Origin of the sequence: Actinomadura sp. NPDC048394 (assembly GCF_040651755.1) — a bacterium.
Classification (GTDB): Bacteria; Actinomycetota; Actinomycetes; order Streptosporangiales; family Streptosporangiaceae; genus Spirillospora; species Spirillospora montaniterrae.
The window spans coordinates 158,140-179,620 of record NZ_JBEZJL010000001.1 but is presented as its reverse complement, the minus strand read 5'-3'; the positions used below and the strand labels follow the sequence as shown (position 1 = coordinate 179,620).

The following is a 21,481-nucleotide window of genomic DNA, read 5'->3' as shown; positions in this document are numbered from 1 at the left end:
GCCTAGGCCGGCTCGGCCGTGGTCTTGGTCTCGAGGTACTCCTCGAACCCGGCCACGCCCATCTCCCGGCCGATCCCGGACTGCTTGTAGCCGCCGAACGGCGCGTCCGCGCCGAACCACAGCCCGCCGTTGACGCCGATCGTGCCGGTGCGGATCCGGGCGGCGACGGCCTTGGCCCGGTCCAGGTCGCCGGAGTCGACCGAGCCGGACAGGCCGTACGGCGACTCGTTGGCGATCCGGACGGCGTCGTCGTCGCCGTCGTGCGCGATGACGGTCAGCACCGGCCCGAAGATCTCCTCCTGGGCGACCCGCGCGGTGTTGTCCAGTCCGGCGATGACGGTCGGCTGGATCCAGAACCCGCCGGCCAGCTCGCCGTCCTGCTCGGCGATCCCGCCGCCGGTCGCGAACCGCCCGCCCTCCTGGACGGCCAGGTCGAGGTAGGACTTCACCCGGTCGCGCTGCGCCGCCGAGATGACGGGGCCGCAGATGGTGCCGGGGTCGGCGGGGTCCTTCGCGCCGAGCGAGGCCATCGTGGACGCGGCGATCTCCACCGCCTCGTCGTAGCGCTCGCGGGGCACCACCAGCCGCGTGGTGATGGCGCAGCCCTGGCCCGCGTGGACGGACGCCGCGAACGCGGTGGTGCCGACGACGGCCTTGAGGTTCGCGTCGTCGAGAACGATCGCCGCGGACTTGCCGCCGAGCTCCAGGAACACGCGCTTGAGGGTCGGTGCCGCGGCCGCCGCGATCGCCCGTCCGGTGGCGGTCGAGCCGGTGAAGGACACCAGGTCGACGCGCGGGTCGGTGGTCAGCAGCGCGGCCACGTCGTTGGCGCGGGGCGTCACGACGTTGAACACACCGGCCGGGACGTCGGTGCACTCGGCGAACAGCCGGCCCAGCTCCGCCGCCAGCCACGGGGTGTCGGGCGCCGGTTTCAGCACGACGGTGTTCCCGGCGGCGAGCGCCGGCCCGATCTTGGCGAGGTTGATCTGGTTGGGGAAGTTCCACGGCGTGATCGCCGCGACCACGCCGACCGGCTCGCGGTGCACGGTGCGGCGCGACCGGATGCCCATGGTCACGCCCACGCCGAGGTCGGTCTCCCACGCGTACCCCTCGGCCAGGTCGATCGTCCACTTGAGGCTCTCGACCGGGGTGTCGAACTGCGGGCCGTTGACGAAGAACGCCGGTGCCCCCGCCTCGGCGGTGGTGAGCGCGCGGAGCGCGTCGGCGTTGTCGAGCAGCGCCTGGTGGAACTGGCGCAGCACCCGGATCCGCAGCGCGCGGTCGGTCGCCCAGCCGGACTCGTCGAACGCGCGGCGGGCGGCGCCGATCGCGGCGTCGACGTCGGCGGCGGTGCTGTCGGGGGCGCGGCCGATCTCCTGCCCGGTCGCCGGGTTGAGGATCGGGTAGGACGCCCCGCCGCCCGCCGCGCCGAGCTTGCCGTCGACGTACTGCTGCGCGGGCGGATTCGCCGGAACGCGCTCGGTCATCGCCCCGCCTCCGGTGCGCCCTTCGGAGCCTGCGTGATGTAGTCGCCGCGCTCGACGGGCGGCGGCCACAGCGTCGAGGGCATCTCGTCGTAGTGGTAGTGGCCGGGGACGCCGTGGCCCGCGACCTTCATCCGCTTCAGCAGCGTCTCCGGCGCCTTGCCGGAGTTGATGATCTCCATGAACGTGTGGACGGTCGACGGCATGTCGAACCAGTCCCGCTGCCAGGCGATCTTGATCTGGCCGGCGTCGGCGCCCGCGCTCTGCCGCTCGACGCCGAACCAGGAGCCGCCGATGCCGAGGATCTCGTACTCCCCGCCGGTCGCGTCGTTCGTGATCCCGGACTTCTGCTTCCAGAACCCGACGATCATCGACTTCTTCTCGTCGATGACCGTGACCTGGTAGTCGTAGTGCCAGCCGTCGAGGCCGTCCATCTCGATGCCGATCGCCCAGTCCCGGATCTGGTCGCGGCCGACCGCCATGAAGTGCTCGTCGGGGCTGTACATCCAGCCGTACGTCGCGTCCTCGGCGTACCACTCGGCCATCACCCGCCAGTCGCCGGTGCGCTCGGCCTCGCGGTTGATCGCCAGCCAGGAGTCCCAGAACTCCTCGATCTCGGCGCGGGTCAGCCCGCCGTCATCACTCACGTCGTCCCCTTCGTGCACTTGATGGAGCTCAGTCCTCTTCGATGGAAAGCGCGAAGGCCGGGCAGTACTTGACGGCCGTGGCCACGTCCTTGCGGCGGGACTCGTCCGGGTGCTCGTCGAGGACGACGACGACGTCCTTCTCCTCGTCGAACCCGAACACGTCGGGCGCCTCGCCCTGGCAGAGCTGGTGCCCCTGGCAGATGGTGGTGTCCGCGACGACGCGCATCGCGCTCACCTCCCGGCCCGCCGCCGGTACCTGACCCGGCACGGCTGCTTGAGCTGGATGACCATCTTGGTGAAGTCGTCCTGGTAGGAGTCGAGGGGCTGGGCGGCCTCGAACGTGTAGTCGCGCAGGACGACGGAGAAGATCGCCTTCATCTGCATCATCGCGAACGCGTTGCCGACGCAGCGGTGCTTGCCGGCGCCGAACGGGATCCACGTCCAGCGGTTCTGCAGGTCCTCCTGCCTCGGGTCGATGTAGCGGCCGGGGTCGAAGTCCGCGGCCTTCGGGAAGTCCTCCTCGATCCGGTTCGAGACGCGCGGCGACGCCGCGAGCATCGTCCCGGCCGGGATCGTCTTGCCGAGCAGCTCGAAGTCCTCGCGGACGAGCCGCATCAGGATGACCAGGGGCGGGTGCAGGCGCAGGGTCTCCTTCAGCGCCGACTCCAGCAGCGGGATCGACCGCAGCGCCTGGAACGACACCTCCGTGCCGTCGGCGTAGAGCGCGTCCAGCTCGGCGACGACCTCGGCGAGGACGTCCGGGTGCCGCAGCAGCTCGATCATCGCCCAGGACGCGGTGCCGCTGGAGGTGTGGTGCCCGGCGAACATCATCGAGATGAAGATGCCGGTGATGTGGTCGGCGCTCATGTCCAGCGAGATCAGGACGTCGAGCAGGTCGCGCTGGTCGCGGGGGACCTTCCCGCGCTCCTTGCGGCGCTCGATGATGCCCTGCACCAGCCCGACGAGCTTCTCCCGCGCCGCGTCGCGCAGCCGGAAGCTGTCGATGTCGGCGTACGGGTCGACGTAGGCGATCGCGTCGGTGCCGCGCTCCAGCTCGTGGTAGTGCTCGGCGAACGAGGCGTCGAGCTCGTCGCGGAACGGCTTGCCGATCAGGCACGCGGACGTGGTGTAGATCGTCAGCTCGGCGAAGAAGTCGAGCAGGTCGATCTCGCCCTCGTCGCCCCAGCCGGCGACCATGCGGCGGATCTCCGCCTCGATCGTCTGCGCGTGCCCGCGCATCATGTCGCCGCGCAGCGCCTGGTTCTTCAGCATCTGCTGGCGCTCCTCCGGCGAGGCGTCGAAGACGACGCCCTTGCCGAAGATCGGCGTCATGAACGGGTACGCGGCGGCCTGGTCGAGCTGCTCGTCCGGCGCCCGGAAGAACACCTCGTTCGCCTCGGCGCCGCTGACCAGCACGACGTCCTTGTCGGCGAGCCGGAACCGGCCGACGTCGCCGCATTCCTCGCGGACGCGGTGGAACAGGCCGATCGGGTCGACCCGCATCTCCGGCAGGTGCCCGGTGCCGCGGATGATCTCCGGCACCTCCGGGCTCTGGTCGTCGAGGACCGTGCTCACCTCGGGGATCGCGGCGAGCCGGTGCCTCTCGGCGGCGGTCATGGCTTCTCCTCCACGGGCGCTTCGGGATTGACGTCGAGCAGGCTGAGGTGCACGCCGCGCGGCGCGCCGACGATCGTGGCGATCGCGTCCGCGTGCGCCTTCGCCTTCAGGAAGTGGGGGTGGCGGGCGAGACCGAAGCGGACCCACTGGTTCAGCACGAACGCGGCCTCCTCGGTGTCCCAGTCGGTGCCCATGCCGCTCCACGTCGGGCCGGGGCGGATGATCGAGGCCCGCACGCCGGTGCCCTCGAGCTCCATCTGCAGCGCGGTGACCATCCCCTCCAGGCCCCACTTGCCGGCGGAGTACGCCGACATGAACGGCCGGGGCCGCACCGCGACGTCGGACGAGACGAAGACGATGTCGCCGCGCCGCCGCTCGACCATCGCGGGCACGAACGCCCGCGCGACCCGGTGCGCGCCGACGAGGTTCAGGTCGATCTCCCGCGCGAACCGCTCGGAGCTGACCTCGATCGTCGCGCCGGGCGCGACGAGCGCGGCGTTGCTGATCACGACCTCGATGTCGCCGAGGTCGGCGGTCGCCTTCGCGGCGAACTCGGCGACCGAGGCGTCGTCGGACACGTCGAGCGCGTGCGCGACCGCCTCGCCGCCGTCGGCGCGGATCGCCGCCGCGATCTCCTCCAGGACGGCGACCCGGCGCGCGCCGAGCGCCACCGGATGGCCCGCCGCCGCGAGGACCTTGGCCGTCTCCGCGCCGATGCCGGACGACGCGCCGGTGATCACCGCGGGGCGGCGTTCGGGATGCCGGTACTTCTTGGACACGATCAGTCCCTCCGCCTCAGCCCTTCCGCAGGGTGAAACTGGTCGGCAGCGCGGCGAAGCCGCGCACGCTGGTGGAGTGCACGCGCACCGCCCGGTCGGCGTGCACCTCGAAGTCGGCCACGCGCCTGACCAGCTCGTTCAGGACGACCCGGGTCTCCAGCCGGGCCAGGTTCGCGCCCAGGCAGAAGTGCTTGCCGGAGCCGAAGCTGAGGATCTGGCCGAGCTCGGCCTTGGGCCGGTGGACGTCGTACACGGTCGGGTCGGTGAAGACCCGCTCGTCCCGGTTGGCGGAGCCGAGCAGCACCAGCGCCTTCGACCCGGCCGGGATCGTCGTGCCGTGCAGCTCCACGTCCTCGACGACGTACCGGGCCAGCATCTGGCTGGAGGTGTCGTGCCGCAGCGTCTCCTCGATCCACGGCGTCACCAGCGTCTCGGGATCGCCGGGGTCCGCGAGCACCTCCGCCTTCTGGTCCGGGTGCGCGGAAAGGTGGAACAGCGCGTTGCCGAGCAGCTTGGTGGTGGTCTCGTTCCCGGCGACCACCATGAGGAAGAGGAACGCGATGATCTCGGCGTCGGCGAGCCGGTCGCCGTCGATCTCGGCGACGGTGAGCGCGGCGGTGAGGTCCCCGGCCGGCTCCGCCGCGGCCCGGCGCTCCTTCACCATCGCCCCGTAATAGGTGAGGAGCTCGCCGGCCGCCTCCATGCCGGCCGGCGGGACGTCCCGGACGCCGTCCTCGCGGTGCACGACGAGGTCGGCGAGGCGCCGCACCTCGTCCCGGTCGGCCTCCGGCACGCCCATCATCTCGGAGATGACGTCCATGGGGAGCTTCCCGGCGAAGTCGGTGATCCAGTCGGCCTCGCCGTGCTCGGCGTTGGCGGCGAAGGTCCGTTCGAGGTAGTGCTCGGTGAGCCGCTGGATCTGCGGCTGCAGCTCCTTGACCCGGCGCGGCGTGAACGCGGCGGACACGAGCCTGCGCAGCCGGGTCTGCCGCTGCCCGTCGAGGGCGAGGAAGCTCATCACCCGGTGCGCGTCGGGGCTCCACGCGCTCGCGTCGAGCGAGACGCCCATCCGGTTGGAGAACGTCGCGTCGTCGCGGAGCACGTCGAACACGTCGGCGTGGCGGGAGATCGCCCACAGGTCGTCCCGCTCGGCGTGGAAGACCGGCGCCTCGTCTCGCAGCCGCTGGTAGAGCGGGTACGGGTCCTCGTGGAAGTCGTAGTCGTAGGGGTCGAAGACCAGGGGTTCGACCACCGCGTCGCGCGAAGCGCTCATTCGTTGCCCCTCATGATCACTTCCACGGCCGCGACGAGCCGGTCGGCGATCTGGTCGTAGGTCAGCAGGCCCATGCCGGCCTGCAGCAGCGCGCCGGTGAAGGTGAGCACCAGCACCTCGAGCACGCCGGCGCCGGCCGTTCCGCCTGGTCCGGCATGCCCGCCCGGCCCGCTCGGCCCACTCCGCCGCCGCTGCGCCGCGAGGGCCGCCTCGAAGCGGGCGTAGAACTCCCCGCCGATGCGCAGCCGCAGCCGCGCGACGTCGGGGTCGCTGCCGAGCAGCGCCGGCGTCACCGCCGCCGCCAGCTCCGGTTCCGCGACGATCCGGGCCGTCAGCGCCCGGACGGTCGCCTGCAGGCGCTCGGTGGCGCTCGCCCCGGCCGGGGCGGCACCGCCGTCCTCGCTGAGGTGCCGCCAGAACAGTTCCGCGAAGAGGTGGTTCTTGGACGAGAGGTAGGTGTAGGCGGTCGCCGGGGAGACGCCCGCCCGCTGAGCCACCGTCCGGATCGTCAGCGCCTCGTGGCCGACGGCGCGCAGCTCCTCGAGCCCGGCGGCCATCAGGTTCTCCACCGTTTCGGCCTGCCGGGCGTTGAGGCCCTGCCGCAGCGCGGGACTGGTCACCTGACTGGACATGTGTCCACCGTAGTGCGGGCGGCAGATCGCCGCAATAGCCGGATCCGCATCGACTTCCCCTTTTCCCGGCGGCGGGCCGGTTCTCCGGCACTTCGGTCGGACAGCTGTCCAGTCACTATTCCAGGAAGCCTAGAACACGTTCTACTATGACGCCATGCGCAACGGAATCGTGCTCTTCACCTCCGACCGCGGCATCACGCCGGCAGCCCTCGCGAAGGCCGCGGAGGAGCGCGGCTTCGACACCTTCTACGTGCCGGAGCACACCCACATCCCGGTGCGCCGCGACGCGCTGCACCCCACCGGCGGCGAGGACCTGCCCGACGACCGCTACATGCGCACCCTCGACCCGTGGGTGTCGCTCGCGACCGCCGCCGCCGTGACCGGGCGGATCGGCCTCGCGACCGCCGTCGCGCTGCCGGTGGAGTCCGACCCGATCACCCTCGCCAAGACGCTCGCGACCCTCGACCACCTGTCCGGCGGGCGGCTCACGATCGGCGCCGGCTTCGGCTGGAACACCGACGAGCTGGCCGACCACCACGTCCCCGGCGCCAGGCGCCGCACCGTCCTGAAGGAGTACCTGGAGGCGATGCGCGCGCTCTGGACGCAGGAGGAGGCGTCCTACGACGGCGAGTTCGTCTCCTTCGGGCCGAGCTGGGCCTACCCCAAGCCACCGCAGGGCCGCATCCCGGTCATCATCGGCGCCGGCGGCGGCCCCCAGACCATGAAGTGGATCGCCCGCCACGCCGACGGCTGGATGACCACCCCGATCGAGACCGGCATCGCCGAGAAGGCCGCCCTGCTGCGCAAGGAGTGGGCCGACGCGGGCCGCGCCGGCGAGCCCGACGTGCGGATCCTGGTCGCCAAGAAGCCCTCCCCCGAGGACCTCGCCGAGTGGTCCGCCGCCGGCGCGTCCGAACTGATCTGGGGCGTCCCGGACGCCGACGAGGCCACCGTGCTCAAGTACCTGGACCGGACGGCCGCCCGGCTCGCGAGCTGACGACGAGAACCCATTTCACCTTCGAGGAGATCACCGATGACGCACCCCGGCGCGATTCCGCCCGGCCGATACTCCGCCCTGTCCCGTGAGGAACTCGCGGCCGCCGTCCCCGAGCTGCTCCTCATCGGGCAGCTGATCGACCGTTCCGGAATGGCGTGGTGCATCTCCGCATTCGGCCGCGAGGAGATGGCGCGGATCGCGATCGAGGAGTGGGCCGCCTCCAGCCCCATCTACACCCGGCGGATGCAGCGGGCCCTCGGCTACGCCCCCGAGGTCCCCGGGCGGGGCGACGTCCCGACGATCTTCAAGGGCCTGCAGCTCGACATCGGCGCCCCGCCCCAGTTCATGGACTTCCGCTACACCGTCCACGACCGCTGGCACGGCGAGTTCCACCTCGACCACTGCGGCGCCCTGATGGACGTCGAGCCGATGGGCGACGACTACGTCCGCTCCATGTGCCACGACATCGAGGACCCCACCTTCGACGCGACCGCCGTCGCCACCAACCCGAAGGCCCAGGTCCGCCCCATCCACCGGCCGCCGCGCTCGCCCGCCGGCCGGCACCCGCACTGCGCCTGGACCGTGATCATCGACGAGTCCCACCCGGACGCGCGGGGCATCCCCCTCCTCGCCGAGAACGAGCGGTCCCGCGCCGCGACCCTCGAACTCGCGCCCATCGACCCGTCCGACGACGGCCTCGCCGACTACACCGGCCCGCTGCTCTCCGACCTCGACTTCGCCGCCTTCTCCCGCTCCGCGCTCGCCCGGATCGCCGACGAGGTGTGCCTGCAGATGCACCTGCTCAACCGGGCCTTCACCCTCGCCGTGGCCGGACGCGCCGACGCCGAGGGCCTGCTCCGGATCCGCCGCAAGCAGCTCGTCGGCATCGCCGGCATCGCCGCCGAACGCCTCGCCCGCGCCCTCGGCCTGCCCGCCACCCCGGAGGGCGCCGCCCGCCTCCTCGCCGTCCACCCGCTGCTCAACCCGGCGGCCTACGTCGACGCCTCCATCGACGGCGCGACCGTCACCGTCCGCCCGTCCCCCGCGCACGAGGACGGCGCGTGGATCTCCCTGTGCGGCCCCGGCTGGACGACCGCGCTCCAGGCCGTCGTCCGCGCCGCGGACCCCCGCCTCGACACCGAGGTCACCGGCACCGACCAGGACTGGCGGCTCACCGTCGTCCGCCGCGACGAGCCGGCGCCCGAGGCCGACGAGGTGGCCGTCGTCCGGTTCAGCACCGGCTCCGACTTCGCCTTCCAGCCGCGCCGCTCCCTGCCGATCACGCCCGTCTGACCGGCAAGCGGTTCGTTCAAGACCGTCCACGGGAGGGCGGCCGACACTGGCCGTCATGACCGAGCAGACCTTCACGCCCGCGCTGGGCCGCTTCGCCCTCCCCCGCCTCTACGACGCCCTGATCGCGCTGACCAGGGAACGCCTGTGGCGCAGCATGATCGCCATGCACGCCGCCCTCAGGGCCGGTGACGTCGTCGTCGACGTCGGCTGCGGCACCGGATCGCTGGCCCTCCTCCTGCACGCCGTCGAGCCGTCCGCCCGCGTCATCGGCGTCGACCCCGACCCGAAGGTGCTCGCGGCGGCCCGGCGGAAGCCGGGAGCGGCCGGCGTCGAATGGCGCACCGGGATGGGCGACGCGCTCGCGGACATCGTGGGAGCCGGAACCGCCGACACCATCGTGTCCAGCCTCGTCCTCCACCAGTGCCCCGTCCCGGTGAAACGGGCGATCCTGGCCTCGATGCTCGACACGCTGCGGCCCGGCGGCAGGCTCGTGATCGCCGACTTCGGCCACCAGCGCACCCGTCCGATGCGCCTGGCATTCCGCCTCGTCCAGCTGGCGGACGGCCGGGAGGACACCCGGTTCAACGCCGACGGCAAGCTGCCCGGACTCATCTCCGAGGTCGGCTTCGTCCAGGTGCGGGAGGCCGCGACCGTGCCGACGGTCAACGGCTCGATCTCCCTCTACACGGCGCGCCGGGGCTGATGCCACGGCGCGCCGGGGCCGATGGCCCGGACGACCTCCGCGGGCGTCAGCCCCATCATCCGGCGCATCTCCCGGGTGAAATGCGCCTGGTCGGCGAAGCCGCCCGCCACCGCGGCGCCGCTCAGCGTCCGCCCCTCGCGCAGCGCCTCCGCCGACCGGGCCAGGCGCCGCCAGATGCGCCAGCGCGCGAGCGGCATGCCCAGCTCCTCCCGCGCCAGCGCACGGAGCCGCTGCGGGGAAAGGCCGACCCTCGCGGCCAGCGCGGTCATCGTGATCCGCTCGTCCATCAGCACGCGCATCGCGTCCAGCAACCGCCCGTCGAGCTCCTCCGACAACCGTCCACCGGCGACGTCCTCCTCACGAAGCCCGCCCATGCCGGGAGCCGGGGTGATGCCATTGCCGCAAACCAGCCGCAACCGGTCGGCGAACGCGCACTGCGGCTCCACGAAGAAGATGCGGAGCGCCTTCGCGGGGTGCAGCCGGTGCCCCACCATGGGCGGAACGATCAGCGCCGCATCGCCGAACCGGTTCCCGGCCTCATCGTCCATGACCACCACACCAGAGACCCCGGCGGCCACCTGGAAGGCGGCGTGCCGATGAACGGCCCCCTCCGCGACGGCCCCCTCATAGAGCGCGTAGCCGTCCCCGATCGCGAAGTACGCCCCCGTCATGGGGCCATCCTCGCCGATCAGAGCTCCAGCACGAGGCGCGTCCCCCGGGCGCGGGACACGCAGATCATCATGAATCCGCCGTCGGCGCGCTCGTCGTCGGTGAGCACGGAGTCGCGGTGGTCCGGCTCGCCGTCCAGGACGGGCGTCTCGCACGTCCCGCACGTCCCCTCGCGGCACGACGACAGGACCGCGACGCCCGCCTCCTCGACCGTCTCCAGAATGGACCGCCCCGCCTCGACCTTCAGCGTCCGGCCGCTCAGCGCCAGCTCGACCTCGAACGCCTCGTCCGGCCCGCTGACGGGCTTCGGCGCGAACCGCTCGGTGCGCAACTCCCCCCGGACGCACCGCTCCTCCACCGCCGCCAGCATCGGCTCCGGCCCGCAGCAGTAGACGAGCGTGCCCTTCTTCAACTCAGTCAGCACGGCATCGAGATCGGGCAGCCCGTACTCGTCCTGCGGCCGCACCTCGACCCGCTCCCCGTAACGGCCCAGATCGTCGAGGAACGCCATCGCCGCGCGCCGCCGTCCCCCGTACACGAGCCGCCAGTCCGCGCCCGCCGCGTCCGCCGCGGCCACCATCGGCAGGATCGGCGTGATGCCGATGCCCCCGGCGAGGAACAGGTAGCCGGGCGCGTCCTCCAGAGCGAAGTGGTTGCGCGGACCGCGCGTGACGAGCCTGTCGCCGACGTTCAACCGCTCATGGACGAACGTCGAGCCCGGCCCTTCCTTCAGCACGCCGAGCCGCCACGTCCGCTCGTCGGCCGGGTCGCCGCACAGCGAGTACTGCCGCACGAGCCCGTCCGGCATCACCAGGTCGACGTGCGCACCGGGCCGCCACGACGGCAACACACCCCCGTCCGCGGCACCCAACGTCAACCCCACGACGCCCTCCGCGAGGTCCGCCTTCTCCCGGACGACGACCTCAGTCTCGACGCCGCTCTCCTCAGTCACGCGCCCCCCTCTCCTAGGCGCCCCGACCATCCCCCCTCCCAACGCCCCACACCACCCCAACTTCCACCAAACGGAAGCCCTCCCCCGCCCCCCGCACAGAACCCCCACCAAACCCCACAAGCGGCCGGCGACGCGTGACGACCGGCGACGCGTGACGACTAGCGGCGCGTGGCGGCTGGCGACGCGTGACGACCGGCGAGGCGTGGTGCCCGGCGGCGGCTGGCGGCGCGTGGCGGCCGGCGACGCGTGACGACCGGCGGCGGCTGGCGGCGCGTGGCGGCTGGCGGCGTGTGGTGGCGGTGGCGTGTGGTGGCGGTGGCGTGTGGTGGCGGTGGCGTGTGGTGGCGGTGGCGTGTGGTGGCTGGCGGTTTGGGGCACCACACACTGCACGCCACCACTCGTGACGGGCCACCACTCGTTGCCCGCGCCCCTCACCCAAGAAGCCCCCGATGCACCCCGCAACCGACGACCATCATGACCAGCGCAGATTTGCTGCGTGGGGGTGAGTTGTAGGCTCCTTTCACGGTGGTTCATCGCGGGGAAGGGCGGACGGATGGACGTTCTGGAGCGGCTCCGGGAGATCTGCATGGGGATGCCGGAGGCGACCGAGAAGCCGTTCGGCGGTCACACATCTCCCTCCTTCCGTGTTCGCGACAAGTTGTTCGTGATGACCAGCGAGGACGGCTCGTCCATGATGTTCAAGGCGGGGCCGGGGGTGCAGGAGGCGCTGGTCTCTGAGGGCCCGGAGCGGTTCTTCGTTCCGAAGTACGTCGGCGTCAAAGGATGGGTCGGCGCCCGTCTGGATGTCGAGCAGGACTGGGACGAGCTCGCGGAACTCATTGAGGACAGCTACCGCCTGATCGCCCCCAAGCGTCTTTCCGCCTTGCTGGACTGAAGCACCAGCCCGCGAGCGAAGCGACCGCGAGCGAAGCGACCGCGGCCGGAGCGGACGCCCACCAGCGCGGGCGCCAAGCCGGAGCGAGCGCGGGGCCGGATCGGCCACCGTTGGTACGGGTGTAGGGCCAGTACGGCCGCCCGCAGCCGCCGCCGAGCCGCAGCGAACGCCGGCCCCAGCGGACGCCGAGCCGAAGCCGTCGCCGGACCGCAGCGGACGCCGAGCCCCAGCAGCCACGGACCAGTGCGGGCACCGGACCAGTCCGGACGCCGGGCCGAAGCGAGCGCGGGCTAGAGCCGCCGCCAGGCCAGAGCGCGTGCCAGGCCGGAGCGCGCAGGCCGGTTCGGCCACGACCGGTGCGCGCGTGAGGCGGTGCGTGCGCCAGGCCGGAGTGCGCCGGGCCGGAGCGGCCGCGGCCGGTTCAGGCGCGAGGCGGTGCGCGCGTGAGGCCGGAACGAGAGCCGAGCCGGAGCGAGCGCGGGCTGGAGCAGGCTCGTGGACCGGAGCAGGCTCGTGGACCGGAGCAGGCTCGTGGACCGGAGCAGGCTCGTGGGCCAGGGCGGGCGGGGGTCGGGGCGGACATGGGTCGGAGCGGGTGGGGGGTCGGAACGGGTGGGCCTGGTGGGGGTGGGGTCGGGGTGGGGTTAGTGGGGGTGGCGGGAGAGGGTTTTTAGGCGGGTGGTGATGCGGGTCATGGTTGGGTCGTCGGGGTTCCAGCCGCGTTGGAGGAGTGCGGTCAGGAGGGCCTCCAGGTAGGGGGCGGGGCGGGACAGGAAGAGTTTGGTGACGGGGATGATCTGCCAGCCCATCTCCTTGCGGAGCCAGCGGCGCCGGCTTTCGTCGTGGGCGCGGGCGGCGCGGCCGGTGTGGTGGCGCTCGCCGTCGTACTCGATGCCGACGCGGTACTCCTCGTAGCCGAGGTCGATGTAGAGGCAGCGGTCGTGCGGGCCGGCGACGGGCACCTGGGTGCGGGGGCGCGGGAAGCCGGCGTCGACGACGGCGGTGCGGACCCAGCTCTCGCCGGGGGAGGCCGCGCCACGGTCGCCGAGGCGCAGGAGTTCGCGAAGCCGCCTGTTGCCGTGGTAGCCGGGCAGCGTGCGGGCCATGGCCTTGAGTTCATCGGTGTCGACTCCGTTCCTGAGGAATTGGTCCAGTGCGGCGACCGCCTGGGAGCGCGGGAGCCAGCGCGTGCAGTCGAGGGCCGTCCGGGCGCGGGAGGTGACGCGTACGCCGGACTGCTCCTGGACGTGGCCGGGCAGCAGGTCCACGTGGTCGGGGACGGGCGGGCCCGTCGCGCATTCGGCCGGTGCCGGGGTGATCAGTTCGACGTCCCAGTCGGTCTCGTTCACGCCGGGCGGGAGGACGTCGATGCCCCAGATCCAGGCGGCGGTGCGGCGGGCGATGACCGCGTCCGGCGGGAGGAGGCTGCTGAGGGCCGCGGCGCGGGCGGTGAGGGAGGTGCCGGTGCCGGGGGTGAAGTAGACGCCGGGGCCGACGGGGACGGCCGGGCCGCCGGCCGTCCTTTTCCAGGTGATGCCGAATCCGTTCATGTTCACCGATGATGCCGACCCGCCGGCGCCCCGTAAGGGGCTCGCGAAAATGTGGATAACCTCCTGTCAGTGCAGGTCAGAGCCGTTTCCGGGCAAGGAGAATCGCAGTGAGGACGGCTCCGCAGAACGCGACGGCGGACGCGGTGGCGAAGAGGGCGTCCAGCCCGTCGGTGAACACCCGGTGCCGGCTCAGCACGGCCCCGTACACCGCGATCCCCACGGCGGATCCGACCTGCATGACGGTGTTGTTGACGCCGGACGCCATGCCGAGCCGGGACCGGTCCGCGACGTCCACGGCGAGGCCACCGAGGGTCGGCAGCGCGATCCCGCAGGCGAGGCCGGCGAGCGCCATGCCGGGGACGAGGTGGGTCCAGGACGAGCCGGGTGCGAGCCCGTGCATGAGCAGGATCGCGAGGGCGAGGAGCGCCAGCGAGCCGGAGACGAGCGGTCCCCTGGGGAGGCGGTCCATGACGGCGCCGGCGATCGGGCCGGCGACGAGGATGGGGACGACGAGGGGCAGGAAGCACAGCCCGGTCTTGAGCGCCGAGAAGCCGAGCTGGTCCTGGAACCACAGCGACACGTAGATGAGCAGGGCGAACACGCTCGCCTGGACGGTGAACGACCCGATCTGCGTGCCGCTGAACGCGCGGTCCCGGAAGAGCGGGAGGTCGAGCATCGGGTCGGTCAGGCGGCTCTCCACGGCGAGGAACGCCGCGAGCGCCACCGCTGAGGCGCCGAGGACGAGTCCGGTCCGGGCGCTCCCCCACCCGTGGTCCTCGACCCGCAGCAGGCCGAGGACCAGGAGGGACAGGGAGACGGCGAGCAGGCAGGGCCCGGCGAGGTCGATGCGCCGCCGTTCGGGGGCGGTCTCCTCGCGCGGCAGCGAGCGGGCGCCCACGGCCAGGGTGACGGCTCCGACCGGCACGTTCACCAGGAAGACCCAGCGCCAGCCGATCCCGGAGACGAGCGCGCCGCCGACGACGGGGCCGAGGACGACGGCGAGCCCGGCGGCGGTGCCGCGGACGCCGAACGCGACGCCGCGGGCCTGTCCCGTGTAGCACTGCGCGATGAGCGCGAGCGTGGTCGCGAACATGAGCGCGCCCGCGAGTCCTTGGACGGCGCGGGCCGCGATGAGGGTCGCGGTGGTGGGCGCGAGGCCGCAGGCGAGGGACGCCAGGGCGAACAGCGTGACGCCCGCGAGGAAGGAGCGGCGCCGTCCCCAGCGGTCGGCGAACGCTCCGGCGGTGAGCTGGGAGGCGGCCATCGCCATCGTGTACGCGTTCATGACCCATTGCAGGTCGCCGAGGCCGGCGTGCAGGTCGTGGCGCATGTCGGGGATGGCGACGGTCACCACCGTCGCGTCCAGCATGAGCATGAAGACGGCGGCGACGATCGCCGCCAGTGGCCACCATCCGGTCCTCGCGTCCTGGTGGCCGGCGATCTCCGCGGCCGGTCTCTGGTCGACCATGCGACTCCTTCCCTAGCACCGTTAGAGGGAATCTAACACTGATAGGGATAACCTTGCACTGCTAGATTGGAGCCATGGTGATGCTCTGATGGCCGGCCGGGACTACGGCTTCGCGCGCGGCGCGGAGACGTCCGCGGCACCGCGGCTGGACCGCGCGGAGATCGTGCGGGCGGCCCTGCGGCTGCTGGACGAGGACGGGTTCGACGCGTTCAGCATGCGCCGGCTCGCCACGGCGCTCGACATCAAGTCGCCGTCGCTGTACTGGCACGTCAGCGGCAAGGACGAGCTGTTCGACCTGCTCGTCGACACCGTCGTCGGCAAGTGCCCGCTACCGGACGGCGACGGCGACGGCGGTGAGCCCTGGGACGAGCGGCTCATCGAGATCGGCCTCGACCTGCGCCGCGTCCTGCTAGCGCATCCGGCGGCGACGCGCCTGCTGCCGGGCCGGCTCCCGTTCGGCCCCAACGGGCTGCGCCTCGCCGACCACGTGATCGGGCTGCTGCGCCGTGCGGGCTTCGACGACCGCATGGCGGGCTACGGGTACCTGCTGCTGATGTTCTACGTGACGGGGTTCGCCGTCCAGGAGATCGCGTTCGGCAAGGGGCCCGACAACGGGGAGCGGCTCGCGGAGGTGTCCCGCTACCTGGAGGGACTGCCCGCCGACCGCTTCCCCGACCTGGTGGCGGTCGCGGGCGAGCTCCTCGCCCCGCGCCTCACCGACCGCTTCGAGTTCGGTCTCCGGAGCCTCGTCGACGGCCTCGAGAAGAAACGCTGACCGCCACGGCGCCGCGTGGCCCGGACGTCAGAGCGGCGGGGCCGGGACGTCAGAGCGGCGCGGCCGGGTCGTCAGAGCGCCGCGTCGGGACGCATCACGGTGGCGGACGAGGCCGCCCAGGCGCCGATGCGATGGATGAGGTCCGGGGTCGCGGCGACCTCCGCGTGCCCGAAGCCCGGTTCGATCCACAGCTCCTTCGGGTCGCGCGCCGCGTCGAACAGCTGCCGCCCGTGCTCGGTGGGGAAGAACGCGTCGGCGTCCCCGTGGACGATCAGCAGCGGCACGGGGGCGATGCGCGCGGCGACCTCGTGCGGCGCCTCCGGGACGGGGTCCCAGCCCTTCGCGGCGATGCGGGTCCCGCGCGCGAGGCGGACGGCGAGGCGTCCGAGGGGCCGTTCGATGACCCAGTGGACGCGGCGCATGGGGACGGTGTCGCGGTAGTACCAGCGGGCGGGCGCGCTGACGGAGACGACGGCGTCGACGGCGCCGTGCAGCGCGGCGTGCCGGATGGCGACGGCGCCGCCCAGCGAGAAGCCCGCGACGGCGACGCGCCGGTATCCCCGGACGCGCGCCGCGGCGACGGCGGCCTGCACGTCGAGGACCTCCAGGTCGCCGACCGTGGAGTGCCCGCCGGACCGTCCGTGGCCGCGCAGGTCCAGGGCGAGGACGCCGCCGTAGCGGTGGAGGACCGCGCCGATACGGCGCAGCGCGGGCTGCCGCCAGGAGCAGGTGAAGCCGTGCGCGAGCACGAAGCAGAGGTCGCCGTCCCCGCCGAGGTGTCCTGCGTCGATCCGCACGCCGTCGGCGGCCTGGAGCGTCACGGGTTCCGGAGTCACCACCCCTCCATGATCGGTCATCGCGCTCCGCGCGGCCATCCGGCCCCCCGGTGACAAGTGCGGCGGGTGGGGCTGAACGTGCAGGTGGGTGGGTAGGTAGCCGGTGTGTCGGGGGCGCTGGGGGAGCCACGGGCTCGCGGGTCGGAATGGCCGGTATGGGCGGCGAAGACCGCGCGCTGCGCCTGACGGCGCGCGAGGGGCCGCGGCGGAAGGCGGGGGCCTGGGCGGGCGATCGGGCCCCGGAGGTCCGGGCGAGCGAGCCGCGGGCCGTCGAGGTGTCGCGTTCGCGTGCCGGGCGTTCGCCGGGGCGCGGCGCCGGCGAGTACGCGCTGCGGTCCGTGCTGTCCTCCGCGTTCGCTCATGACAGGGCGGCGGCGATGCTGGAGGACATGGCGACCGTCCATCCCGAGGAGGCGCTGGCGCATCTGGAGTCGGCGGAGCGGCATCGCCGGTGGGCCGAGATCGACCGGGACCTGGCGGAGCGCTACGGGCAGCGGCATCAGGATCCGGACGGTTTGTGACGGCCGCCGCGGGGATGCGAGGGTGGGACAACGCCACTGATGGGCGACCGCAGGCGAAGGATGGGGACATGACCGTCGATCCGGATGCTCTGGGGACGACGCGCCGCTCGCTGCACGGGGTCGCGGAGTTGCTGCTCGCGGGCCCGCAGCACCGTGCGAGCGGGACGATCCGGCTGCGCGTGGCGGAGGGCGGGTTCGGGACCGTGCAGGCGCCGGAGCTGCGGGTGGCCGGCGCCGAGCTCGTCGCGGGCGACAGGACGATCCCGCTGAACGGCGCGACGTGCGGGGAGCTTGCCGCCGCAGCGGGGATCGAGGCGGGCGCGCCGCAGGACCTCTACAAGGACGGCAGCGGGGTCGGGCTGGACGAGACGCTCGGCGTCGACGCGGGCGCCGCGACGCACCTCGAGGAGTGCTTCGCCCGCGGTCACGAGGCGCTGGTCCGTCTCGCGCCGGGCGCCGCGCCCGTGCTGTGGCCCGAGCATTTCGACCTGGGCCTCACGCTGGACGAGGTCAATTACGGCATATCCCCCGGCGACGGTTTCCTCGGCGAGCCGTACGCGTACGCGGGACCGTGGAAGCCCAGGCAAGGGGCGTTCTGGAACGCCCCGTTCGGCGCGGCGCGGCCCGTCCGGCTGCTGCCCGGCGCGACGGCGCTGCACGACTTCTTCATGGAGGCGCGGGACCGGGCCGCGCGCGACCCCGCCCGGCGGCCCTGACCACGCTCTGTGCCAAGATCGGGACAGGACGCAGACCAGGGAGGTCCTCGTGCGCATCGGTGTTTCCCTCGGCGAGCGCGGCGGTCCCGACGCGCTGGACAAGCTGGCCGACGACGTGCGGCACGCCGCCGACGACGGCTTCGCCTCGGCGTGGATGTCGAACATCTTCGGCGTGGACGCGCTGACCGCGCTCGCGGTGGCGGGAAGCCGGGTGCCGGGCATCGAGCTTGGGACCGCCGTGGTGCCGACGTATCCGCGGCATCCGGCGGCGCTGGCCCAGCAGGTGCGGACGGTGGCGCTCGCCCTCGGCGAGGGACGGCTGACCCTCGGCATCGGCCTGTCGCACAAGGTCGTCATCGAGGACATGTACGGGTACGACTTCGGGCGTCCCCTGCGGCACATGGACGAATACCTCTCGGTACTGCTGCCGCTGCTCGACCACCAGACGGCGTCGTTCACCGGCGAGACCCTGCGGGGGCAGATCGGGCTGACCGTCCCGAACGAGGGCCGGGTCCCGGTGCTGCTCGCGGCGCTCGGGCCCAAGATGCTGCGGCTCGCCGCGGAGCGCACCGACGGGACCGTCCTGTGGATGACGGGTCCCGCCACCGTCCGCGACCACATCGCGCCGACCATCACGGCGGCGGCAGAGGCGGCGGGACGTCCCGCTCCCCGGATCGTCTGCGTCCTGCCGGTGTGCGTCACCGGTGATGCCGAGCGCGCGCGCCAGCGGGCGGCGAAGGCGTTCGAGGTGTACGGGACGCTGCCGTCCTACCGGGCGATGATGGACCGGGAGGGCGCCGAAGGCCCCGCCGACCTCGCGATCATCGGCGACGAGGACGCGGTCGGCGCGCGGCTGGAGGAGCTGGCCGCGGCGGGGGTCACCGAGTTCGTGGCGGGCGAGTTCATGCCCGGCGAGGACCGGACTCGCACCCGCACGTTCCTGAAGTCGCTCGCGTCCTGACAAGGCCCGGCGTCAGGACGAGATGAGCTCGTAGAGGTTGCCGCTGGAGTCGGAGAAGTACAGGCCGCGGGCGCCGAGCGGATGCGCGGTGTCGACGCGGCCGTTGTCGGGGTGGGCGGGCTGGTCGCCGTAGGGGATCTCGCGGGCGTCGAGGCGGTCGACGACCGCGTCGAAGGTGGCGGCGTCCACGTCGAAGGCCAGGTGGTGGCCCTGCGGGTAGGCGACGGTCAGGAAGTCGAGGGTGAGGCCGTCGTTGACCTTGATCGGCACGAAGTGGCGGGCGTGCGGGTGCGGCCCGGTGTAGGTCAGGCCCATGACGCCCGCGAAGAAGCGGGCGGCCTCGTCGTTGTCGGCGGCGGTGACGATGGTGTGGTTGAGCGTGATGGTCATTCGGGGCTCCCTTCGGGGGTCGTGCCGGTGAGCGCGCCGTGCAGGAAGACGTCCAGGTACTCCTCGAGCGAGGGCGCCGGAGTCTCGGGGCCGGTGGGCGGGCGGCTCCAGGTGAAGACCAGGCCCATGAACATCCCGGCGGTCTCCTCGACCGACAGCCGGAGCCGGTCGCGGTCGGGCTCGAAGAGCTCGGCGAGCGCGCCCCGCGTGCGGGCCATGGCGGACGCGCGGTCGATCGCGGCGTCGGCCGCCTCGCCGCCGCCGTGCGAGCCGCGGTCGCGGCGGCCGGTGGCGTGCAGGGCGCCGAGGACCATGCCCATGCGGCCGAGGTAGGCCTGGATCGCGGCGGTGGCCTCGGCGAGCCGGCCGGAAAGGGGCTGGTCGAGCGGGATCTCCTGGATCTCGGCGAGGACGTGGTCGGTGCGCAGCGCCTCCATGACGCAGGCGTCGAGCAGCTCGTCCTTGTCGGCGAACACGCGGAAGATCGTCGCCTCGCCGATGCCGGCGGCGCGGGCGATCTGGCCGGTGGTGACGGCGGTGCCGTGCTCGGCGACGAGCGGCAGCGCCGTCCGGACGATCATCTCGCGGCGCTGCTCGGGACTCATCCCGGGAGCGCGCCGCCTGCTCTTGGCCTCCATGGCCGCCACTGTACGGAGTGAGTACTCACTCCGTCAAGGCCGAAGTGAGTACTCACTCCGATCCGGGAGCGAAACCGGATAAGGCGGCTGATAACGTTGCACTTCAAGCGCGCCCTGGAGCGAAGTCCGGTGCGAACCCGGCGCTGTCCCGCAACTGTGGTGCCCCTGTCGAAGAGGCCGAGCCAGGTCGCCTCCGCGCGCGCCGACGACTCTCGACCTCGTGGAAGGGCGATCCGTCATGACGGGCCGCGGCTTCCCGGCAGCCAGGAGGCTCCTGTGAGACCCGTGCGCGTCCTCGGCGCGGCCATCGTGACCGCCGCCGTGACGCTCGCCGCCGGATGCGGCGGCGACGGCAAGACCAAGTCCTCGGACGGCGGCGCGGAGACCGTCACCGTCCAGGCCGGCAACGGCGCGGTGGCCGTTCCCGCCCACCCCAAGCGGATCGTGTCGCTGTCCCCCACGCACACCGAGACCCTGTTCGCCATCGGCGCCGGCTCGCAGGTCGTGGCCGTGGACAGCCTTTCGGACTACCCGTCCGGCGCCCCCCGGACGCAGCTGTCCGCCTTCAAGCCGAACGCCGAGGCCGTCATCAAGTACCGGCCCGACCTCGTCGTGCTGTCCAACGACATGGACGGCATCGTCAAGGCGCTGGAGAAGGTCAAGGTCCCGGTGCTGCTGGAACCGGCCGCCGCCAAGCTCGACGACGCCTACGACGAGATCACCGACCTTGGACTCGCCACCGGGCACGCCGCCGAGGCCAAGAAGGTCACCGACGGGATGCGCGCCGACATCCAGAAGACCGTCGCCGCGTCCACCAAGGGCAAGGGCCTCACCTACTACCACGAGCTGGACAACCAGCTGCACACCGTGACGTCCCAGACGTTCGCCGGGCAGGTGTACGGCCTGTTCGGGCTCCGCAACGTCGCGGACCCGGCGGACAAGGGCAGCGGCGGCTACCCGCAGCTCTCCCGCGAGTACCTCGTCAAGAAGGACCCGGACCTGATCTTCCTCGCCGACACCAAGTGCTGCGGCCAGAGCGCCGCCGCGCTCGCCAAGCGGCCCGGCTTCCAGGACCTGAAGGCCGTCAAGGACGGCGGCGTGGTGCCGCTGGACGACGACCTCGCCTCCCGCTGGGGCCCCCGCCTGCCGCAGTTCGTGAAGGCCATCGGCGACGCGGTGCAGAAGACGCGTTGACCCCCGCCCCGACGAGCCCCCGCCCGTGACGCCCCCCGACCACGACCCGCCCCCGGCCACCCCCAAGGACGCCCCCGGGCACGCTCCCGCACGCCCAAAGGACGTCCCGACGGTCTCCGCAGACGCGAAGGACGTCCCAAGGAACAGGAAGGACGCCCCGACTTACGCGACGGACGTCTCGGCGGACGCGGGAGACGTCTTCGCGGACGCTGAGGACGCCCAAAGGGACGCGGAGGACGTCTCAGCGGACGCAGAGGACGCCTCAGCGGACGCGGAGAACGTCCCGGCGGACGCGACGGACGTCTCGGCGGGCGCAGAGGACGTCACGGCAGATGCGGCAGACGTCTTCGCGGGCGCAGAGGACGTCACGGCAGATGCGGCAGACGTCTTCGCGGACGCAGAGGACGTCACGGCAGATGCGGCAGACGTCTTCGCGGACGCAGAGGACGTCACGGCAGATGCGGGAGGCGTCTCCGCGGACGCTGAGGACG

General features: G+C 72.6%; 23 protein-coding genes and 1 pseudogene. 10 read left to right on the top strand and 14 right to left on the bottom strand.

The annotated features are described in order from the left end of the window. Positions 1–2: 2 nt before the first annotated feature. Genes AB0C78_RS00940 through AB0C78_RS00910 form a run of 7 tightly spaced genes read right to left on the bottom strand, consistent with a single transcriptional unit; the run spans position 3 to position 6,432 of the window. Positions 3–1,487 (bottom strand): aldehyde dehydrogenase, encoded by a 1,485-nt coding sequence (locus AB0C78_RS00940; protein ID WP_360740278.1) that lies wholly within the window; start codon positions 1,485–1,487, stop codon positions 3–5. Continuing rightward, positions 1,484–2,131, bottom strand: coding sequence for a hypothetical protein (locus AB0C78_RS00935; protein WP_360740275.1), 648 nt, complete (start codon positions 2,129–2,131; stop codon positions 1,484–1,486). The genes AB0C78_RS00940 and AB0C78_RS00935 overlap by 4 nt, the downstream gene beginning before the upstream one ends. A 28-nt stretch (positions 2,132–2,159) precedes the next feature. Beyond that, a complete protein-coding gene (locus AB0C78_RS00930; RefSeq protein ID WP_151543759.1) occupies positions 2,160–2,357 on the bottom strand; it encodes a ferredoxin in 198 nt (65 codons plus the stop codon). A gap of 5 nt (positions 2,358–2,362) precedes the next feature. Next, positions 2,363–3,748 (bottom strand): cytochrome P450, encoded by a 1,386-nt coding sequence (locus AB0C78_RS00925; protein WP_360740272.1) that lies wholly within the window; start codon positions 3,746–3,748, stop codon positions 2,363–2,365. Next, on the bottom strand, positions 3,745–4,527 hold the full coding sequence (locus tag AB0C78_RS00920; RefSeq protein WP_360740269.1) for an SDR family oxidoreductase: 783 nt from the start codon (positions 4,525–4,527) through the stop codon (positions 3,745–3,747). Before AB0C78_RS00920 ends, AB0C78_RS00925 begins: the two co-directional genes overlap by 4 nt. A 16-nt stretch (positions 4,528–4,543) precedes the next feature. Beyond that, entirely contained in the window at positions 4,544–5,800 is a 1,257-nt protein-coding gene (locus AB0C78_RS00915) for a cytochrome P450 (RefSeq protein WP_360740268.1), read from the bottom strand. Next, complete coding sequence (locus AB0C78_RS00910; RefSeq protein WP_360740265.1) at positions 5,797–6,432, bottom strand: helix-turn-helix domain-containing protein; 636 nt, start codon at positions 6,430–6,432, stop codon at positions 5,797–5,799. The genes AB0C78_RS00915 and AB0C78_RS00910 overlap by 4 nt, the downstream gene beginning before the upstream one ends. Positions 6,433–6,586: 154 nt before the next feature. On the opposite strand from AB0C78_RS00910, the gene AB0C78_RS00905 reads away from it, so the two are divergent. The 3 genes from AB0C78_RS00905 to AB0C78_RS00895 are packed head-to-tail and all read left to right on the top strand — an operon-like array spanning position 6,587 to position 9,425. Then, positions 6,587–7,429, top strand: coding sequence for an LLM class F420-dependent oxidoreductase (locus AB0C78_RS00905; RefSeq protein ID WP_360740262.1), 843 nt, complete (start codon positions 6,587–6,589; stop codon positions 7,427–7,429). Positions 7,430–7,465: 36 nt separating this feature from the next. Continuing rightward, positions 7,466–8,722 (top strand): hypothetical protein, encoded by a 1,257-nt coding sequence (locus AB0C78_RS00900; protein WP_360740259.1) that lies wholly within the window; start codon positions 7,466–7,468, stop codon positions 8,720–8,722. A gap of 55 nt (positions 8,723–8,777) precedes the next feature. Next, positions 8,778–9,425, top strand: coding sequence for a class I SAM-dependent methyltransferase (locus AB0C78_RS00895; RefSeq protein ID WP_360740257.1), 648 nt, complete (start codon positions 8,778–8,780; stop codon positions 9,423–9,425). Here AB0C78_RS00895 and AB0C78_RS00890 read toward each other — a convergent pair. Next, the gene (locus AB0C78_RS00890) at positions 9,404–10,096 is read right to left on the bottom strand and encodes an AraC family transcriptional regulator (RefSeq protein ID WP_360740254.1); all 693 of its coding nucleotides are present in this window, start codon (positions 10,094–10,096) and stop codon (positions 9,404–9,406) included. The genes AB0C78_RS00895 and AB0C78_RS00890 overlap by 22 nt on opposite strands. Before the next feature lie 17 nt (positions 10,097–10,113). Next, on the bottom strand, positions 10,114–11,046 hold the full coding sequence (locus AB0C78_RS00885; protein WP_360740251.1) for a PDR/VanB family oxidoreductase: 933 nt from the start codon (positions 11,044–11,046) through the stop codon (positions 10,114–10,116). Positions 11,047–11,599: 553 nt separating this feature from the next. Between AB0C78_RS00885 and AB0C78_RS00880 the strand changes: the two genes are divergently transcribed. Beyond that, positions 11,600–11,941, top strand: coding sequence for an MmcQ/YjbR family DNA-binding protein (locus AB0C78_RS00880; protein ID WP_151543770.1), 342 nt, complete (start codon positions 11,600–11,602; stop codon positions 11,939–11,941). A 644-nt stretch (positions 11,942–12,585) separates the two neighbouring features. Here the strand turns inward: AB0C78_RS00880 and AB0C78_RS00875 are convergent. Beyond that, a complete protein-coding gene (locus tag AB0C78_RS00875) occupies positions 12,586–13,491 on the bottom strand; it encodes a hypothetical protein (protein ID WP_360740248.1) in 906 nt (301 codons plus the stop codon). Between the two features lie 76 nt (positions 13,492–13,567). Next, positions 13,568–14,959 (bottom strand): MFS transporter, encoded by a 1,392-nt coding sequence (locus AB0C78_RS00870; protein ID WP_360740245.1) that lies wholly within the window; start codon positions 14,957–14,959, stop codon positions 13,568–13,570. 88 nt (positions 14,960–15,047) lie between these two features. On the opposite strand from AB0C78_RS00870, the gene AB0C78_RS00865 reads away from it, so the two are divergent. Continuing rightward, positions 15,048–15,734 (top strand): TetR/AcrR family transcriptional regulator C-terminal domain-containing protein, encoded by a 687-nt coding sequence (locus AB0C78_RS00865; protein ID WP_360740242.1) that lies wholly within the window; start codon positions 15,048–15,050, stop codon positions 15,732–15,734. Between the two features lie 71 nt (positions 15,735–15,805). Here AB0C78_RS00865 and AB0C78_RS00860 read toward each other — a convergent pair whose 3' ends face one another. Then, entirely contained in the window at positions 15,806–16,570 is a 765-nt protein-coding gene (locus tag AB0C78_RS00860; protein WP_360740239.1) for an alpha/beta fold hydrolase, read from the bottom strand. Between the two features lie 155 nt (positions 16,571–16,725). Between AB0C78_RS00860 and AB0C78_RS00855 the strand changes: the two genes are divergently transcribed. The 3 genes from AB0C78_RS00855 (at position 16,726) to AB0C78_RS00845 (ending at position 18,768) form a co-directional block, all read left to right on the top strand. Next, positions 16,726–17,091 (top strand): hypothetical protein, encoded by a 366-nt coding sequence (locus AB0C78_RS00855; protein WP_360740236.1) that lies wholly within the window; start codon positions 16,726–16,728, stop codon positions 17,089–17,091. A gap of 68 nt (positions 17,092–17,159) precedes the next feature. Then, entirely contained in the window at positions 17,160–17,807 is a 648-nt protein-coding gene (locus tag AB0C78_RS00850; RefSeq protein ID WP_360740234.1) for a hypothetical protein, read from the top strand. Between the two features lie 49 nt (positions 17,808–17,856). Beyond that, a complete protein-coding gene (locus AB0C78_RS00845) occupies positions 17,857–18,768 on the top strand; it encodes an LLM class F420-dependent oxidoreductase (RefSeq protein ID WP_360740231.1) in 912 nt (303 codons plus the stop codon). A gap of 12 nt (positions 18,769–18,780) precedes the next feature. Here AB0C78_RS00845 and AB0C78_RS00840 read toward each other — a convergent pair whose 3' ends face one another. Both AB0C78_RS00840 and AB0C78_RS00835 read right to left on the bottom strand, forming a co-directional pair. Then, positions 18,781–19,158, bottom strand: a complete 378-nt coding sequence (locus AB0C78_RS00840; RefSeq protein WP_360740228.1) for a VOC family protein — start codon at positions 19,156–19,158, stop codon at positions 18,781–18,783. Further along, positions 19,155–19,796, bottom strand: coding sequence for a TetR/AcrR family transcriptional regulator (locus AB0C78_RS00835; protein ID WP_360740226.1), 642 nt, complete (start codon positions 19,794–19,796; stop codon positions 19,155–19,157). The genes AB0C78_RS00840 and AB0C78_RS00835 overlap by 4 nt, the downstream gene beginning before the upstream one ends. 276 nt (positions 19,797–20,072) lie before the next feature. Between AB0C78_RS00835 and AB0C78_RS00830 the strand changes: the two genes are divergently transcribed. Continuing rightward, entirely contained in the window at positions 20,073–20,990 is a 918-nt protein-coding gene (locus AB0C78_RS00830; RefSeq protein WP_360740223.1) for an ABC transporter substrate-binding protein, read from the top strand. 25 nt (positions 20,991–21,015) lie between these two features. Further along, positions 21,016–21,481: pseudogene (locus tag AB0C78_RS00825) on the top strand (hypothetical protein); the annotation flags it as partial.

Bases quoted from the DNA above. Each gene is read 5' to 3' on its own strand.
- AB0C78_RS00940 (WP_360740278.1), bottom strand. From the start codon at position 1,487: ATGACCGAGCGCGTTCCGGCGAATCCGCCCGCGCAGCAGTACGTCGAC.
- AB0C78_RS00930 (WP_151543759.1), bottom strand. From the start codon at position 2,357: ATGCGCGTCGTCGCGGACACCACCATCTGCCAGGGGCACCAGCTCTGC.
- AB0C78_RS00925 (WP_360740272.1), bottom strand. From the start codon at position 3,748: ATGACCGCCGCCGAGAGGCACCGGCTCGCCGCGATCCCCGAGGTGAGC.
- AB0C78_RS00915 (WP_360740268.1), bottom strand. From the start codon at position 5,800: ATGAGCGCTTCGCGCGACGCGGTGGTCGAACCCCTGGTCTTCGACCCC.
- AB0C78_RS00910 (WP_360740265.1), bottom strand. From the start codon at position 6,432: ATGTCCAGTCAGGTGACCAGTCCCGCGCTGCGGCAGGGCCTCAACGCC.
- AB0C78_RS00905 (WP_360740262.1), top strand. From the start codon at position 6,587: ATGCGCAACGGAATCGTGCTCTTCACCTCCGACCGCGGCATCACGCCG.
- AB0C78_RS00900 (WP_360740259.1), top strand. From the start codon at position 7,466: ATGACGCACCCCGGCGCGATTCCGCCCGGCCGATACTCCGCCCTGTCC.
- AB0C78_RS00895 (WP_360740257.1), top strand. From the start codon at position 8,778: ATGACCGAGCAGACCTTCACGCCCGCGCTGGGCCGCTTCGCCCTCCCC.
- AB0C78_RS00890 (WP_360740254.1), bottom strand. From the start codon at position 10,096: ATGACGGGGGCGTACTTCGCGATCGGGGACGGCTACGCGCTCTATGAG.
- AB0C78_RS00880 (WP_151543770.1), top strand. From the start codon at position 11,600: ATGGACGTTCTGGAGCGGCTCCGGGAGATCTGCATGGGGATGCCGGAG.
- AB0C78_RS00875 (WP_360740248.1), bottom strand. From the start codon at position 13,491: ATGAACGGATTCGGCATCACCTGGAAAAGGACGGCCGGCGGCCCGGCC.
- AB0C78_RS00870 (WP_360740245.1), bottom strand. From the start codon at position 14,959: ATGGTCGACCAGAGACCGGCCGCGGAGATCGCCGGCCACCAGGACGCG.
- AB0C78_RS00865 (WP_360740242.1), top strand. From the start codon at position 15,048: ATGGCCGGCCGGGACTACGGCTTCGCGCGCGGCGCGGAGACGTCCGCG.
- AB0C78_RS00855 (WP_360740236.1), top strand. From the start codon at position 16,726: ATGGGCGGCGAAGACCGCGCGCTGCGCCTGACGGCGCGCGAGGGGCCG.
- AB0C78_RS00850 (WP_360740234.1), top strand. From the start codon at position 17,160: ATGACCGTCGATCCGGATGCTCTGGGGACGACGCGCCGCTCGCTGCAC.
- AB0C78_RS00840 (WP_360740228.1), bottom strand. From the start codon at position 19,158: ATGACCATCACGCTCAACCACACCATCGTCACCGCCGCCGACAACGAC.
- AB0C78_RS00835 (WP_360740226.1), bottom strand. From the start codon at position 19,796: ATGGAGGCCAAGAGCAGGCGGCGCGCTCCCGGGATGAGTCCCGAGCAG.